14 protein-coding genes are annotated in these 15,149 nt (G+C 69.8%); 10 read left to right on the forward strand and 4 right to left on the reverse strand.

Annotation, left to right across the window (positions count from 1 at the left end):
* Nucleotides 1-66 precede the first annotated feature (66 nt).
* The 5 genes from pal (at nt 67) to glmM (ending at nt 6,429) form a co-directional block, all read left to right on the forward strand.
* A complete protein-coding gene (pal, locus tag J2X36_RS04610) occupies nt 67-567 on the forward strand; it encodes a peptidoglycan-associated lipoprotein Pal (RefSeq protein ID WP_310346762.1) in 501 nt (166 codons plus the stop codon).
* A 99-nt stretch (nt 568-666) separates the two neighbouring features.
* Nucleotides 667-1,641, forward strand: coding sequence for a tol-pal system protein YbgF (gene ybgF, locus J2X36_RS04615; RefSeq protein ID WP_310346765.1), 975 nt, complete (start codon nt 667-669; stop codon nt 1,639-1,641).
* 185 nt (nt 1,642-1,826) lie between these two features.
* Nucleotides 1,827-2,975, forward strand: coding sequence for a tRNA lysidine(34) synthetase TilS (gene tilS, locus J2X36_RS04620; RefSeq protein ID WP_310346767.1), 1,149 nt, complete (start codon nt 1,827-1,829; stop codon nt 2,973-2,975).
* Nucleotides 2,972-4,894 carry an ATP-dependent zinc metalloprotease FtsH gene (gene ftsH, locus J2X36_RS04625; RefSeq protein ID WP_310346769.1) on the forward strand — a complete coding sequence of 641 codons (1,923 nt, stop codon included), beginning with the start codon at nt 2,972-2,974 and terminating at the stop codon, nt 4,892-4,894. Before tilS ends, ftsH begins: the two co-directional genes overlap by 4 nt.
* Nucleotides 4,895-5,088: 194 nt before the next feature.
* The gene (glmM, locus tag J2X36_RS04630) at nt 5,089-6,429 is read left to right on the forward strand and encodes a phosphoglucosamine mutase (protein ID WP_132253509.1); all 1,341 of its coding nucleotides are present in this window, start codon (nt 5,089-5,091) and stop codon (nt 6,427-6,429) included.
* A gap of 10 nt (nt 6,430-6,439) precedes the next feature.
* Here glmM and J2X36_RS04635 read toward each other — a convergent pair whose 3' ends face one another.
* Nucleotides 6,440-6,778 (reverse strand): MmcQ/YjbR family DNA-binding protein, encoded by a 339-nt coding sequence (locus J2X36_RS04635; protein ID WP_310346772.1) that lies wholly within the window; start codon nt 6,776-6,778, stop codon nt 6,440-6,442.
* Nucleotides 6,779-6,790: 12 nt separating this feature from the next.
* On the reverse strand, nt 6,791-7,033 hold the full coding sequence (locus J2X36_RS04640; RefSeq protein ID WP_310346775.1) for a hypothetical protein: 243 nt from the start codon (nt 7,031-7,033) through the stop codon (nt 6,791-6,793).
* Between the two features lie 253 nt (nt 7,034-7,286).
* On the opposite strand from J2X36_RS04640, the gene J2X36_RS04645 reads away from it, so the two are divergent.
* The 3 genes from J2X36_RS04645 to J2X36_RS04655 all read left to right on the forward strand — a co-directional run bounded on the left by J2X36_RS04645 (nt 7,287) and on the right by J2X36_RS04655 (nt 9,859).
* Nucleotides 7,287-8,279: an outer membrane protein gene (locus J2X36_RS04645; protein ID WP_132253504.1), complete on the forward strand. Its 993-nt coding sequence runs from the start codon at nt 7,287-7,289 to the stop codon at nt 8,277-8,279.
* Nucleotides 8,280-8,573: 294 nt separating this feature from the next.
* A complete protein-coding gene (locus J2X36_RS04650; protein ID WP_310346778.1) occupies nt 8,574-9,515 on the forward strand; it encodes an outer membrane beta-barrel protein in 942 nt (313 codons plus the stop codon).
* Nucleotides 9,516-9,544: 29 nt separating this feature from the next.
* A complete protein-coding gene (locus J2X36_RS04655; RefSeq protein ID WP_310346781.1) occupies nt 9,545-9,859 on the forward strand; it encodes a hypothetical protein in 315 nt (104 codons plus the stop codon).
* Nucleotides 9,860-9,861: 2 nt separating this feature from the next.
* Here J2X36_RS04655 and J2X36_RS04660 read toward each other — a convergent pair whose 3' ends face one another.
* Nucleotides 9,862-10,410, reverse strand: coding sequence for an HNH endonuclease (locus J2X36_RS04660; RefSeq protein ID WP_132253497.1), 549 nt, complete (start codon nt 10,408-10,410; stop codon nt 9,862-9,864).
* A 601-nt stretch (nt 10,411-11,011) separates the two neighbouring features.
* Here J2X36_RS04660 and J2X36_RS04665 point away from each other — a divergent pair.
* Together J2X36_RS04665 and J2X36_RS04670 are read left to right on the forward strand one after the other, a co-directional pair.
* The gene (locus tag J2X36_RS04665; protein ID WP_310346783.1) at nt 11,012-13,765 is read left to right on the forward strand and encodes a DUF3772 domain-containing protein; all 2,754 of its coding nucleotides are present in this window, start codon (nt 11,012-11,014) and stop codon (nt 13,763-13,765) included.
* Nucleotides 13,766-13,785: 20 nt separating this feature from the next.
* On the forward strand, nt 13,786-14,295 hold the full coding sequence (locus tag J2X36_RS04670) for a CAP domain-containing protein (RefSeq protein WP_405029723.1): 510 nt from the start codon (nt 13,786-13,788) through the stop codon (nt 14,293-14,295).
* 18 nt (nt 14,296-14,313) lie between these two features.
* On the opposite strand, the gene J2X36_RS04675 is transcribed toward J2X36_RS04670, so the two are convergent.
* Nucleotides 14,314-15,147, reverse strand: a complete 834-nt coding sequence (locus J2X36_RS04675) for a flagellar motor protein MotB (RefSeq protein WP_132253490.1) — start codon at nt 15,145-15,147, stop codon at nt 14,314-14,316.
* Between the last annotated feature and the right edge of the window lie 2 nt (nt 15,148-15,149).

Here is a 15,149-nt window from a genome sequence, read left to right on the forward strand (position 1 = left end):
AGGAGTGCGGAGACCGCCTCGAAGACCGCAGCCGGCCTTCGGCGCCGCCCGAGGAGAACGACCATCATGCTCAAGACCGCGCGCAACCGCGTGCTCCCGCTCGCCGCGGTGCTCGCCGCCGCGCTCAGCGTCGCAGCCTGCAGCAACGACAAGGACCTCGCCGACGCATCCGCCTTCGGGGCCGGCGCCGCGACGCCGGGCAGCGCCCAGGACTTCGTGGTGAACGTGGGCGACCGCGTCTTCTTCGAATCGGACTCGACCGACCTGACGCCCACCGCCACCGCCACGCTCGACAAGCAGGCCGCCTGGCTGCAGCGCTATCCGCGCTACACGTTCCTGATCGAGGGCCACGCGGACGAGCGCGGCACCCGCGAGTACAATTTCTCGCTCGGCGCCCGCCGCGCCCAGGCCGTGAACGACTATCTCGCCTCCCGCGGCATCGCGAGCGGGCGCATCCGCACCGTCTCCTACGGCAAGGAGCGGCCGGTCGCGGTCTGCAACGACATCTCCTGCTGGTCGCAGAACCGCCGCGCTGTCACCGTGCTCGACCGCGGTGCCGGCTCGTAGCCGCGGTCGCCGCATTTTTGCCGCCGCGCGGCGCATCTGATAGTGCGGGCGCGCCGCGGATCTCGCGGCGCACCATCGCTGCAACGATCGGCCCACGCCATGTTTCGCCGCCTCCTGCTCGCGCTCAGCCTCAGCCTGCCTCTCGCCCTCCCGGCGGCGGCGCAGGACGCTTCGGAGTTCGTGGTGCGCCTCAACCGGCTGGAGAACCAGTCGCGGATGATGGCGGGGCAGATCGAGACCCTCCAGTACGAGAACCGCCAGCTCAAGGAGCAGCTGCGCAAGTTCCAGGAGGACGTCGAGTTCCGCCTGCAGGAGGGCAAGGGCGGCGCCGGCAAGCCCGCCGGGGCCGCGCCCGTGAACGGCGCCAATCCCGGTGCGGGGAAGCCCCAGAAGCGCGGCGACGCCTTCGACCCGGACCAGAATCCCGGAAGGCCGGGCGCGCCGCAGCAGCTCGGCACCACGACGCCCGCCGCGCCCTCCGCGCCCATGGCGGTGCAGGCCGCACCCGTTGCGCCGGCGCGCCTGCCCGCGGCCGCCATCGACGCGGGCGAGGAGGCGGAGAGCGAGGGGACGGCACCGGATTACGACGCGCCGGTCGACCTGACACCGCCTTCGCGCATCGGCACCACCGGCGCCCTCCCGCCGGCCGCGCGGCCGAAGGCCAGCGTCGCGGCGACCGGCAGCGGCGACGCCAAGGGCGATTACGAGGTGGCCTACGCCTACATCCTCCAGCGCCAGTATGAGCAGGCCGAAATGAGCCTGCGCCAGTTCATCCAATCGCACCCGCGCGACGGTCTGGTGCCCGCGGCGACCTTCTGGCTCGGAGAGAGCTACCTCCAGCGCAACCGCAACCGCGAGGCGGCCGAGCAGTTCCTGAAGGTCTCGACCGACTACGCGCGCTCGCCCCAGGCCCCCGAGGCGATGCTCAAGCTCGGCGCCTCCCTTCACGCCCTCGGCGCACGCGAGCAGGCTTGCGCGACGCTCGCCGAGCTGGAGCGGAAGTTCCCGAGCGCCTCCGCCAATGTCCGCCAGGGCGTGACCCGCGAGCAGAAGCGCGCCCGCTGCGCCGCCTGAGCATGTCGCGCACCTTTGGCCGGCGCCTGCCGCGCCATGCCCCGTCACCAGCGACGCGATTCGGAAGCGCGAGCGAGGCGGCGTAGAGTTTCGTCGTGCCCGACGCCCCGTCCGATCCCCCGGCCTCACCTCGCGAGACAGATGGTCGATGCGCGCCGAGCGATCGCGCGGCGAGCCCGCACGATATGCGCGCCGACCGCGATCGCCGAGTCGCCGCGGCCCTGGAGCCGGCTCTCGCCCACGGGACGGTCGCGATCCTCGCGGTCTCGGGCGGCCCGGATTCCACGGCCCTCCTGCACGCCGCTGCCACCCTGGCGCCGGGGCGGCTGCACGTCGCCACCATCGACCACGGCCTGAGGCCGGAATCGCGCGACGAGGCGGTCGCGGTGGGCGCCGCGGCCGGCAGGCTCGGCCTGCCGCACCGCATCCTCGCCTGGGACAATGCGGCGCGGCCGGCCGCGGGCGTCCAGGCGGCGGCTCGCGCGGCCCGCTACCGGCTTCTCGCGGGTCTGGCGCGGGAGGTCGGGGCCGACCGCATCCTGACGGGCCACACCCTCGACGACCAGGCCGAGACGGTCCTGATGCGGCTGATCGCGGGAAGCGGCCTCGCCGGTCTTTCGGGGATGCGGGTCGAGCGGGACCTCGCGCCGGGCTTGCGCCTCGTCCGTCCCTTCCTCGCGATCCCCAAAGCCGATCTCGTCGCGTGGTGCGAGGCGCGGGGCATCGGCTTCCTCCGTGACCCCTCGAATGCCGACGACCGCTATGCCCGCGCCCGCCTGCGCCGCCTCCTGCCCGATCTGGCCCGCGAGGGGCTCGACGCGAGCCGCCTGGCCCGCTTCGCGGAGCGCGCGGCCCGGGACGAGGCGGCCCTGCGGCGCGCCGCCGACGAGGGCTTCGCGGCTGCGCGCGCATCCGGCGGGGCGCTCGAACTGCGCCTCGACGGAGCGGCGCTGCTCGGGCGGCCCGAGGCGGTGACGCTCCGGCTGATGGAGCGTGCCGTCGATGCGGCGGGAGGGGAGGGGCCGCACCGCCTGGAACGGCTGGAGCGGCTGACCTTCGGGACGGTGCTGCCCGCCCTCAGGGCCGCGCGGACGGCGCGAGGCACGCTTCGCGGTCTCGTCGTCACGGTGGGACGGGACGGCACGGTCACCCTCACGCGGGCTCCGCCGCGGCGGCGCGGGGCCGCGACGACCGGGGCACCCGAACCGCCTTCCGAGTTACTTGGCAAGGGGGGTCCCGCCACCTACATTGGCCCGGAGTGCGAGGATGATCCCCCCGTCATGGGCAAGGGGTCCGCGGCAGGGGGCCCGCACTCGCCAAGGATTGATCGATGAACCCGAACTTTCGGAATTTTGCCCTTTGGGTCGTCATCTTTCTCCTCGTCCTCGCGCTCGTGACCCTGTTCCAGAACCCGGGTCATCGCGGCGGCGGGAGCGAGATCGCGTATAGCCAGCTCCTGAACGACGCCGATGCCGGCAAGATCCAGTCCGTGGTCATCTCGGGCCAGGATGTCAGCGGCACGTATGTCGGCGGCGGTAACTTCACCTCCTACGCGCCGAACGATCCGAGCCTCGTCTCGAAGTTGCAGGGCAAGGGCGTGCAGATCACGGCGCGGCCCCCCTCCGACAACACGCCCTGGTTCATCCAGCTCCTCGTCAGCTGGCTGCCGATCCTCGTTTTCATCGGCGCCTGGATCTTCCTCTCGCGCCAGATGCAGTCGGGCGCGGGCCGGGCCATGGGCTTCGGCAAGTCGAAGGCCAAGCTGCTGAACGAGGCACACGGGCGCGTCTCGTTCGACGACGTGGCCGGTGTCGAGGAGGCCAAGGAGGACCTGCAGGAGATCGTCGAGTTCCTGCGCGACCCGCAGAAGTTCCAGCGGCTCGGCGGCCGCATCCCGCGCGGCGTGCTGCTCGTCGGCCCGCCCGGCACGGGCAAGACGCTGATCGCCCGCGCGGTCGCCGGCGAGGCGAACGTGCCCTTCTTCACGATCTCCGGATCGGACTTCGTCGAGATGTTCGTCGGCGTCGGCGCGTCCCGGGTGCGCGACATGTTCGAGCAGGCCAAGAAGAACGCGCCCTGCATCATCTTCATCGACGAGATCGACGCGGTCGGCCGCCATCGTGGCGCCGGCCTGGGCGGCGGCAACGACGAGCGCGAGCAGACCCTGAACCAGCTCCTCGTGGAGATGGACGGATTCGAGGCGAACGAGGGCGTGATCATCATCGCGGCCACGAACCGCCCGGACGTGCTCGACCCGGCGCTGCTGCGTCCCGGCCGGTTCGACCGTCAGATCATGGTGCCGAACCCGGACGTCACGGGCCGCGAGCGGATCCTGCGCGTGCACGTGCGCAAGGTTCCCCTGGCGCCCGACGTCGACCTCAAGACGATCGCCCGCGGCACGCCCGGCTTCTCGGGCGCGGACCTGATGAACCTCGTCAACGAGTCGGCGCTCCTCGCGGCGCGGCGCGGCAAGCGCATCGTCACGATGCACGAGTTCGAGGATGCCAAGGACAAGGTCATGATGGGCGCCGAGCGGCGCACCCTCGTGATGACCGAGGACGAGAAGCGCCTCACCGCCTACCACGAGGGCGGCCACGCCATCGTGGCGCTGAACGTGCCCGCGACCGATCCCGTCCACAAGGCGACGATCATCCCTCGCGGCCGGGCGCTCGGCATGGTCATGCAGTTGCCGGAGCGCGACAAGCTTTCGATGAGCTACGAGCAGATGACCTCCCGGCTCGCGATCATGATGGGTGGCCGCATTGCCGAGGAGATGATCTTCGGGCCCGAGAAGGTGACCTCGGGCGCGCAGTCGGACATCGAGCAGGCGACGCGGCTGGCCAAGATGATGGTCACGCGCTGGGGCTTCTCCCCCGAGCTGGGCACCGTCGCCTACGGCGACAACAACGACGAGGTCTTCCTCGGCATGTCGATGGGGCGGCAGCAGACCGTCTCCGAATCGACAGCCCAGAAGATCGACGCGGAGGTGCGTCGCCTCGTGGAGCAGGGTCTCGAGGAGGCGCGCCGCATCCTCGGCGAGCGCAAGGACGATCTCGAGGCTCTGGCGCAGGGGCTCCTCGAATACGAGACGCTCTCGGGCGAGGAGATCCGCAACCTCATCAACGGACGGCCCCCGGTGCGCGATGGCGGCGACGTTCCGCCGACGCCCGCCCGTGGCTCGCCGGTGCCGACCGCCGGGCGCGGCCGCCCCCGCGAGAACGATGGCAGCCTGGAGCCTCAGCCTCAGGCCTGAGCCTCCCCGGACCCGATGACGAGAGGGCGCCCTGTAGGGCGCCCTCTCTCGTTTCGCCCCACTTCGACCGTGTTTGCGGGTGAACGGCTCCTCCCGGAGAGTTACGATTCACTACCCCGGAATCTCGTCGCCCCGCGCCGTGCGAATGCTGGTATCGTGGCGGCCAAGATCTCTGTGGACGATCGGAGACGCAGGTGCGCAAGTATTTCGGGACGGACGGCATCCGGGGCCGCGCGAACGGCGTCATCACGCCGGAACTCGCCCTCAAGGTGGGTCAGGCCGCGGGCCTCGTGTTCCAGCGCGGCGACCACCGGCACCGTGTCGTCATCGGCAAGGACACCCGTCTCTCCGGCTACATGATCGAGACGGCCCTGGTGGCGGGCTTCACCTCCGTCGGCATGGACGTTCTGCTGCTCGGCCCGATGCCGACGCCGGCCGTCGCGATGCTGACGCGCTCCATGCGCGCCGATATCGGCGTCATGATCTCAGCCTCGCACAATCCTTTCGAGGATAACGGCATCAAGCTGTTCGGCCCGGACGGGTTCAAGCTCAGCGACGAGGTCGAGCACGCCATCGAGGCGCTGATCGACGGGGAGTTGCACAAGCGGCTCGCGCCCTCGCAAGAGCTCGGGCGGGCCAAGCGCATCGAGAGCGTGCACGCCCGCTACATCGAGTTCGCCAAGCGGACGCTGCCGCGCCACGTCACGCTCGACGGCCTGCGCGTGGTGGTCGATTGCGCCAACGGCGCGGGCTACCGCGTGGCGCCGGAGACCCTGTGGGAGCTCGGGGCCGAGGTCATCTCGATCGGCGTCGAGCCCGACGGCTTCAACATCAACCGCGACGTCGGCTCCACGGCGCCCGGCGCCCTCGTCAGCAAGGTGCGCGAATTGCGCGCCGATGTCGGCATCGCGCTGGACGGCGACGCCGACCGGGTGATCATCGTCGACGAGAAGGGCCAGGTCGTGGACGGCGACCAGTTGATGGCCGTCGTCGCCCGCTCCTGGAAGGAGGACGACCGGCTCACCCAGCCCGGCCTCGTCGCCACCATCATGTCGAATCTGGGCCTGGAGCGGTATCTCGGCGGCATCGGCCTGACGCTGGCTCGCACGGCGGTCGGCGACCGCTACGTGCTGGAGCACATGCGCGAGCACGGCTACAACCTCGGCGGCGAGCAATCCGGCCACATCATCATGTCGGATTATGCCACGACCGGCGACGGCCTCGTGGCGGCGCTCCAGCTCCTCAGCGTGGTCAAGCGGCAGGAGCGCCCGGTGAGCGAGGTCTGCCACTGCTTCGATCCGCTGCCGCAGATCCTCAAGAACGTCCGCTATCGCTCGGGCGAGCCCCTGCGCCAGGAGGCGGTGGTGACGGCGATCGAGAACGCCCGCGAGCGCCTCGGCAATGCGGGCCGTCTCGTGATCCGGCCCTCTGGCACAGAGCCGGTGATCCGCGTCATGGCCGAAGGGGACGACCGCAGCCTCGTCAACGAAGTGGTGGACGAGGTGGTCGACGCCGTGACCCGGGTCGCGGCCTGACGAGCGCGCCTCAGGCTGGCTCGTAGGCGGCGACGAGGGCGGTCGGCGCGGTGTGCCGCCACGCCGCGAGCAGCGCGCCGCGCAACGTGTCCTCCTCCGCCTCGGCGAGATCGAGATTCGTCCAGCCCCGGCGCCCCCAGGCGCCGTCGATCGGCGAGAACAGGTGGGGCTCTGCCTCGACGAGCATCGCCTGATGCGCGGGCGGCAGCCGCAGGACGGTCCGCTCCTCCTCGACCCAGAGCGTCGCGTAGATGCGGCCGCCGACCCGGAAATCGGGGTTGCCCCTATGGGCGCCCTCGATCGTCTCGGGCAGCAACAGCGCCAGCGCGCGCACGTCTTCGGGCAGCACCGGCGATGCGCCTCAGAGGCGCGGCTCGGCCGAATCCGGCCACGCGGCATCCTGAAGCTCGCGGATGTCGCCCGGAGCGGCGCCGGTATCCGAGTCGGAGACCCAATCCTCGGGTTCAGCCACGGCCTCGACCGTGTCGTCGGGATAGTGCGCCTCCAGGAAGAGGCGGGCCTCGCCCTCGGCGGCCGCGCGGACCGTGATCAGGGGTCGCTCGCCCTCGGGCGACCGGAGCCGGGCGATGAACAGGCGCGTCATGGCGTCTCGCTTCGAAATCTCGGGGCCGGCTTGAACGCGGCCGCGCATCCGGCGAGCCAACGCGCGAAGGGCCGCTTCGTCGCGCCCGCACCCGATATTCGCCCCATCCCTCCCGCCTTCGGCAGGGTCGGCAACGGTCCCGCAAGGATAAGATTTAACGTTAAGCGCGGTTTAAGACCTTTCAGCCAAAGTCCCTTCGTCATCCGAGCCGGCACAGCAAGATTCCGGCACACGTTCCAGTGAAGGAAAACTTATGGCCCGCTCCAAGCTTCAAGCCTTGGCGCGCTCCCTCACGCTCGTCGCGAGCGTCGGCGCGCCCTGCCTCGCCCAGGCCGCGGATCTGCTGCCCCCTCCGCCCCCGCCTCCGGTTGCGCCCCCCGTCGAGGTCGGCGGCGGCTGGTACCTGCGCGGTGACGTCGGCGCGAGCGCCTACGCGAACACGACGTACACGGCCTACGGCGAGACCAAGGGCGCAACGATCTACGACGAGAGCTATCGCAACACCGGGATGGGTGGCGGCGCCTTCGCCGGCGTCGGCGTCGGCTACCAGTTCAACAACTTCTTCCGCGGCGACGTGACCGGCGAATACCGGTTCTCGAACGGCATCGAGGGAACGCGCCGCTACGAGACCGAGGGCACCTACACCAACTTCAACCCGACCGGGCCGGACACGCAGGTCAACCTGCGCTCGCGGACCGACGACGATTCGAAGGCGCGCTTCGACTCCGTGGTCGTGCTGGCCAACGGCTATTTCGACCTCGGCACGTGGTATGGCGTGACGCCGTTCGTCGGCGGCGGCGTCGGCGTCGCCTTCAACACCCTGTCGGGCGCCAAGACCGATGCCCGCCGCACCGAGCCGACGATCGCCTACTGCATCGACGCCTGCGGCAACTTCCTCCCCTACGCCGTGCCGGGCGCGTACTCGACCCGTACGGACCGCTACGACTACAAGGACAAGACCACGACCAGCTTCGCCTGGGCGCTGCATGCCGGTCTCGCCTACGACGTGACCTCGAACTTCAAGGTTGAGCTGGCCTACCGCTACCTCAACCTCGGCTCGGCCAAGACAGGGCTCGGCGAGAGCTACTGCTGCTCCGGCATCGGCGGCTACAAGGTGAAGACCCTTGAGGCGCACGACGTGAAGCTCGGCGTCCGCTACCTGCTCGGCGGCTATGCCGCGGCTCCCCTGCCGCCGCTCATGGCCGATTACCAGCCGGCCCCGGGACCGCTCGTCCGCAAGTACTGAGCGCAGCTCCCCACATCGAAGTCGAACGGCGCGGATCGGATCCGCGCCGTTTTCGTTTGGGCGAGACGTGGCGAGGGCGATCGACCCGGCAATATTTGCCGATCAAAGAAATTCCTGCGCTTCGATGGCCTTGAAACAACATGGTCGCCGTCTTCGATCCAAGAGGACTGCACCATGATCTTTTACGGGAAGCGGAATTACTCCGCGTGAAACGGAGCATTAAGGTTACTGGCGTATCAATGCCTCATGGGGGCTGCAGATCGAGTCGCGTTGCTGCCCCGGGGGATGACTTCGATGCGTACCGTCACCGTCTCGGTCCTGTTGGCCCTTGGCCTGTGCGGAATCTCGGGGGCGCAGGCCGCCGATCTCGACTACGGCATATTGCGCGGGCCGGAATACGACGCGCCCGTACCGGTGATCGATTGGAGCGGCATCTATTTCGGGGCGCAGGCCGGCTACACCTCGGCAGCAATGAATTTCGGCCGCGATGTCTACAAGCCGATCGTCGGCAATGCCCTCCGTTCCACCTATTTCGAAAGCACCCTGAGTGCCTCCGATCTCCTGCTCGGCGGTTCTCGCCGCGTCGATGGGACGAGCTTCGGCGGCTTCGCGGGTATCAACTACCAGTTCGACGAGACCGTTCTCGGCCTCGAGGTCGACTACACGCGGTTTGAACAAACGGCGGCCGTCTCGGATCGGATCGGCCGCTCCTCGACGGGGACAGATGGCTGGCTCCACGGGGTGAACCTGGACGGGAAGTCGACGACGCGGATCGAGGATTACGGCACGATCCGAGGCAGAGCTGGGTACGCGTTCGGGAACTTCCTTCCCTTCGTGACGGGCGGCCTCGCGATTGGCCGAGCACAGATCTCCGACTCCGTCGGGATCCAGGCTTACGAGTACGATCAGGCAGCAGTCAGATCGAATGCTGCCCTTACGGACAAGAGCCTGGCGATACCGGTTGGCCGCACGGGATACGCTAGCTTCAACAGCCAGTATCCCGATCCGAACACGAGCCCGCCGGGCGCGACCCAATCCACCTTGAGGCCTGCCGTCGTCTACAATCAGGATAAAACCAAGGTTGTCGGCGGTGTCACACTGGGCGCGGGCCTCGAATACGCGCTCACGCAGAACATCGTCCTGCGCGGAGAGTACCAATGGGTGCTCTTCAACGATTTCGACGGGCACAAGGCCAATCTCAACACCGTGCGCGGCGGCGCGGCGGTGAAGTTCTGAGCGCACCGGATCCGCGGGAAGGGGACGTGATGGCCATGACGAGCGGATCGCCCGCACTTCGCACGCTGCTGATGATCGGCGCTCCTCTGGGCTTGGGCGCGATGCTCCTCGCCGCGTCGTGGCAGCCGGTCGCGGCCGATGGCTACCGGCCGATCGAGCGGTCCGCATCCGGGAGGCACGTCATACGCCGGCAGGGGCGCCCGCTTCCGCCCGAGATAGCCTATCGGGATCCGCGCTACCGCCCACCCGTCGTAGCCGGCCCGCCCGTGATCGTGCGCGCCTACCTGCCGCGGAACAACGCGGTGCCCATGTACAACGAGCCGCCCGCCCGCTTCCCGGAATAGCCTCAGCTGTCGAGCTCGCTGTCCCAGTACAGGTAGTCGAGCCAGGTGTGGTGGTATTGCCGGTGGTCGAATTCGGGCTGCCGATGGTGCAGCTCGTAGCGCGTCGGCCGGCGCGGCGCGTTGAGGAGCGGCATCTCGGCCTCGGACGGCGTCCGGTTCGCCTTGCGCAGGTTGCAGGGGGAGCAGGCGGCGACCACGTTCTCCCAGGTGGAGAGGCCGCCGCGCGAGCGCGGCACGACGTGGTCGAAGGTCAGGCCGCCCGCGGGCAGGCGCAACCCGCAATATTGGCAGGAAAACCCGTCCCGCAGGTAGATGTTGTAGCGCGTGAAGGCCGGTGTCCGGGCGAGCGTGACGTAATTTTTCAGGGCCACCACACTCGGAACCCGCAGCGATCGGCTCGGGGAGCGGGCCTCGACATCGTAGCTCGCCACCAGGGTGACGCGGTCGAGGAACAGGGCGGTGAAGGCGTCCTTCCAGGACCAGAGCGAGAGCGGATTGTAGGAGAGCGGCCGATAATCCGCGTTCAGGACGAGGGTTTGAAGGTCCATCATCAGCGCTACTCTCGGAACGGCTGCTGCAAGGGACAACGCGCGGGAATCGGCCGGCGCGCTGCCCCGAAGTGATGAAAGACGGCAGACCTCCTGCCGCTATGGCGACGCGATGCCTGGAGGCGGCCGGCGGGCGCGTCAGACCCGAGGTGGTCCCGGCCGGCGGGGCAAGCTCTCGGAACGGGGGACGGGACGGGCGTCGGCCGCTCGCGGCGGCCGCTATGGGCACTGACGCCCAGATTCTGGCGGGGCTGAACGCGGAACGCCGTCAGCGCCACCTCCTCGCGAAGAAACGAAAAGGCCCTGTCCATCGGCCCTGAGTGTAATATCAGCGTGACACGGTTGTGAAGGTTCGCGCTCGATCCGCGACGACGCACCCACAGGTGCCGCGCGGGAGCCCTGCGGTCGCCGCGCCGCTTCCCGGCGAGCAGGCGGGTGGGCAGGGCGGTCCTTTGCCGTTAAGGATCGGCCACAACGATCAGACCCGCCCCGCGACGCGGCCATCATGGCCCGCCGCGCGCTGCCCGCCCGCTCGGCCCCGGGGCCGCGAGGCTGTGCCCGACCGGTGACCCCGGTGCGCGGCGCGCATCGAGAAAGGACGCTCATGAGCCGAAGCCTGCCGACCCGCAGCCCGCGCCTCGCGACGCTCACCGCCGTGCTCCTCGCAGCTCTGCTCGCCGCTCCCGTCTCCGCGCCCGCACAGACATCGGCCCCCGCGCCGGCCGTTGAGCAGGCGAAGCCGCAGCCCGGGGCCAAACCCGAGCCCTCCAAGCCCGAGTCCTCCAAGCCCGACTCTTCCAAGCCCGACTCTTCGAAACCCGCGGACCCGAAAGCTGGAGAGGCGAAACCGGCCGAGGCGAAACCGGCGGAGGCCAAGCCCGCGCCGCCGAAGCCCGAGATGTCGGAGGCGCTCAAGGCCGTGCGGGCGAAGCTCGATACGGCCAAGGCCGACCTGAGCCAGCGCGAGAAGGAGCTGGGACGCCAGAATCTCACCGCCATCGACCTCGCTCGCCTGCGCGACGGCCTGACGCCCGTGGCCGACGAGATCCGCACCATCGTCGACCGGCTCGATACCCCCCTGGAAGCCGCCCGCGAGCGCCTGACCCAACTCGGGCCGAAGCCGAAGGACGTGGAGGAAAGCGCCGAGGTGATGCAGGAGCGCGTCGAGCGGGAGGCCGCGGTCGCGCGTATCGACGAGACCCAGCGCCTCGCCCGCTCGCTGCTCGTCCAGAGCGACCAGATCGTCGACCGGATCTCGAATCGGCGCCGCGAATCCTTCACCCGCGGGCTGTTCGAGCGCTCCCAGGGCCTGTTCACGCCGACCCTGTGGAGCCGGGTTGCCGCGGACATGCCCCGCGACATGCGGGCGCTGCAGAGCGCCCTCTCGGACATTCTCCTCCTGTTCGGGCGCAACGGCACGCTGGCGAACCTGCTGCTGCTCGGCATCGCCTTCGGCGTGTCGGTCGCCCTGTATTTCGGGCGTCGCAACATCGCGCCGCGCTTCGGGCGGCGCGACCAGACGAAGAACGATCCGACGCGACGCCAGAAGCTGCTCGGCGCGTGGCGGGTGATCCTGCTCGGCACGGTGCCGGCGGTGGTCGGCAGCTACGCCGTCTACTACGCCCTCGACGCCACCGACCTCCTGCCCTCCCGCCTGCTGCCGGTCGCGGGCGCGATCCTCGGCGGCCTCGCCTTCATCGCCTTCGTCGAGGCGCTCTGCGACGGCCTGCTCTCGCCGGACAAGCCGTCCTGGCGCCCGGCGCCCGTGAGCGACGCGGCCGCCGCCCGCGTCCGTCGCCTCGCGGTCGGCATCGCCACCGTGATCACGGTCACGAAGTCGATCGAGGCCCTGAATTCCGGGATCTCGGCGGCGCTCCCCATCTCCATCGCCACCCGCGGCATCGGCGCCCTCGCGATGGTCCTGATCCTCGCGATCGGCCTGCACCGCTTCGCCGACCGCGAGGAGGAGGAGGAAGCCTGCCTCGGCCCCTACGTGCCGACCCGCACCACGACCGGCGTCGGCGGCCCGGCGCGGCTGATCGGCTGGGCCGCGGTCGGCCTCATCGGCGCCGCCGATCTCGGCGGCTACGTCGCCTTCGCCGCCTTCCTCATCGACCAGCTCGTCTGGACGACGAGCCTGCTCGTGCTCCTCTACCTCCTGATCCAGAGCGCCGACACCTTCATCGGCGGCTCGCTCAGCGACGACACGCGGCTCGCGACGACGCTGCAGGCCAATACGGGGCTGCGCAAGCGCTCCCTCAACCAGATCGCGGTGCTGGCCACCGGCGCCTCGCGCGTTGTGCTGATCCTGCTCGTCGCGCTCCTCGCGCTCGCGCCCTGGGGGCTCGATTCCACCGACGTGCTGAGTTCGGTGCGCACCGCCTTCTTCGGCTTCAAGGTCGGCGACGTCACCATCTCGCTCTCCTCGATCACCTTCGGCATCGGCATCCTGATCCTCGGCGTCGTGATCACCCGCGCGGTGCAGCGCTGGCTGGAGCACACCTACCTGCCAGCCACCGACCTCGATGCCGGCCTGCGCAACTCGATCTCGACGGTCAGCGGGTATTTCGGCTTCCTGCTCGCGCTCGCGCTCGCCTTCTCGTATCTCGGCCTCAGCCTCGAGAAGCTGACCATCGTCGCCGGCGCGCTCTCGGTCGGTATCGGTTTCGGCCTGCAATCGATCGTCAACAATTTCGTCTCGGGTCTGCTGCTCCTCTGGGAGCGGCCGATTCGCGTCGGCGATCAGGTGCTGATCGGCGACAGCGAGGGCATCGTGAAGCGGATCTCGGTGCGCTCCACGGAGATCCAGACCTTCGACCGCTCGGCCGTCATCGTGCCGAACTCGAACCTGATCTCCGGCGTGGTCAAGAACCGCGTCCGCGGCGACCGGACGGGCCGCGTCACGCTCACCGTCAGCGTGCTGCGCAACCAAGACCCGGTCCGGGCGGCGGAACTCATCGTCGGCTGCGCCCGGGAGCATGCGGACGTGCTGAAGGAGCCCGAGCCCCGCGTCGTGTTCCGCAAGATCGGCGACCCGTTCCTGGAGTTCGAGCTGATCGCCATGATCTCCGACGTCAGCCTCGGCCAGAAGGTGCAGACGGACTTGAACTTTGCGGTCTTCAGAACCTTATCGGAGGCCGGCTTCATCCCGCCGCTCGGACCGGGCTCCAGCGTCGTGACGGTGCAGGGCCTCGACGGGATGCAGAACGCGCTCGGCGAGATCGCGGGCCGCTTCGTCCGGCCGGACCCCGAGCCGGAGACGGCGCGGGACGCGGCACCTTTACCCGAGGAGCCGGAACCGGTCCGGTCCGCGACGCCGCGGGACCTGAGCCGGCGAAGCGCGGGCACGGTTGGCTGAGGCAGGGACGACGGACGGGGATGAGGGGCGTGGAATTGGTGCGTGATCTTGGTTTCGTGGCGGCCATCCTCGCCACTTGCGGCCTTGCGGGCTGCGCCGGCGAGCCGCAGGCGACGTCTGCCCTGCCGAGCCTCTACTGGCCGCTCACGACCAACACCGCGCAACTCGACACGAACGCGGCCCGCGACATGATCTCGGCCTATCGACGAGGGCGTGGAGAGGCACCGCTGACCCTCGACCCGGACCTGCAGCGCCTCGCCGAGACCGAGGCCGCGGCGATGGCGGCGGCCGACCGGCCGAGCAAGGCGCAGACGGTGAAGGTCGCGGTGGAGCGCCTCGGCTACGACAAGGCGAACGCCAACCTCTCGGCCGGTTACCACACCCTCGCCGAAGCTTTCTCCGGGTGGCGCGACAGCCCGCCCCACAACGCGGTGATGCTTGACGCCAGCGCGACGCGCATGGGCATCGCCACGGCCTACGCTCCGAACTCAAAGTACAAGGTCTACTGGGCGCTGCTCGTCGCCAAGTGACGCTTCACGGACGGCGCGTCACGGCAGGCCGCGGCCGGCCGGCGTCGGTGGCGCTTCCTTCAGGAGCGTGACCGTCACGCGGCGATTGGCCGGCAGGAAGGGATTGTCCGGAAACAGCGGCTCGGTGTCGGCCTTGCCGCTGACCGAAGCGAAGCGGTCGTCGGGAACGCCCGCGCCCGCCAGGATCTCGCGCACGCTGATCGCGCGGTTCGCCGAGAGCTCCCAGGGCGGGGCAGGGGGCCGGTTGCCCGGCCGGTCGCTCGCGGTGAAGCCGGTCACGGCGATCCGGTTCGGCAATTGCCGGAGCGCGGGAGCGAGCTTCTCCAGAAGACGGCGGGTCCGGTCGTTCGGCCGGCTCGATCCCTCCGGGAACATCGAGCGCCCGTCCTGATCGACGATCGTCACGTCGAGGCCCTTGGCGGTGGGCGCGATGATGATGTTCTTCGAGATTTCGGCGACCTCGGGCATGTCCTGCAGCGCCTGCCGCAGCGAGGCCGCGGCGAGCCCGAAATTCTCGACCTCGCCCCGGTCGGAGAGGCCGCTCTCGACGGTCTGGTCGATCCGCGGCGGCGTCGTGCGGTCGCTCGCGCGCTCGGGCGGCACGTCGCGCAGGTAGCGGACCCGGTCGGCGGTCGGCAGGCCCGTCTGCTCGATGATGCCGGCGAAGCGCGATTCCTTGTTGACGCCGAAGGCGTCGCGCATCGAGCCGGCGACCGCCTGCATCTTCTTCTGATCCTGCGTCGAATACGCCGCGATCATCACGAAGAAGCTCATCAGGAGCGCCATCAGGTCGGCGAAGGTCACGAACCAGCCGTGGCCGCCATGCGCGCCGCCGCGCTTCTTCTTGGCCACCG

Source organism: Methylobacterium sp. BE186, from assembly GCF_031457035.1.
Classification (GTDB): Bacteria; Pseudomonadota; Alphaproteobacteria; order Rhizobiales; family Beijerinckiaceae; genus Methylobacterium; species Methylobacterium segetis.

Excerpts from the sequence above, each read along its gene's own strand:
- tilS (WP_310346767.1), top strand. The coding sequence starts at position 1,827 with ATGCGCGCCGACCGCGATCGCCGAGTCGCCGCGGCCCTGGAGCCGGCT.
- J2X36_RS04665 (WP_310346783.1), top strand. The coding sequence starts at position 11,012 with ATGAGCCGAAGCCTGCCGACCCGCAGCCCGCGCCTCGCGACGCTCACC.
- J2X36_RS04640 (WP_310346775.1), bottom strand. The coding sequence starts at position 7,033 with ATGACGCGCCTGTTCATCGCCCGGCTCCGGTCGCCCGAGGGCGAGCGA.
- J2X36_RS04660 (WP_132253497.1), bottom strand. The coding sequence starts at position 10,410 with ATGATGGACCTTCAAACCCTCGTCCTGAACGCGGATTATCGGCCGCTC.
- J2X36_RS04655 (WP_310346781.1), top strand. The coding sequence starts at position 9,545 with ATGGCCATGACGAGCGGATCGCCCGCACTTCGCACGCTGCTGATGATC.
- J2X36_RS04670 (WP_405029723.1), top strand. The coding sequence starts at position 13,786 with ATGAGGGGCGTGGAATTGGTGCGTGATCTTGGTTTCGTGGCGGCCATC.
- J2X36_RS04645 (WP_132253504.1), top strand. The coding sequence starts at position 7,287 with ATGGCCCGCTCCAAGCTTCAAGCCTTGGCGCGCTCCCTCACGCTCGTC.
- ybgF (WP_310346765.1), top strand. The coding sequence starts at position 667 with ATGTTTCGCCGCCTCCTGCTCGCGCTCAGCCTCAGCCTGCCTCTCGCC.
- pal (WP_310346762.1), top strand. The coding sequence starts at position 67 with ATGCTCAAGACCGCGCGCAACCGCGTGCTCCCGCTCGCCGCGGTGCTC.
- J2X36_RS04650 (WP_310346778.1), top strand. The coding sequence starts at position 8,574 with ATGCGTACCGTCACCGTCTCGGTCCTGTTGGCCCTTGGCCTGTGCGGA.
- ftsH (WP_310346769.1), top strand. The coding sequence starts at position 2,972 with ATGAACCCGAACTTTCGGAATTTTGCCCTTTGGGTCGTCATCTTTCTC.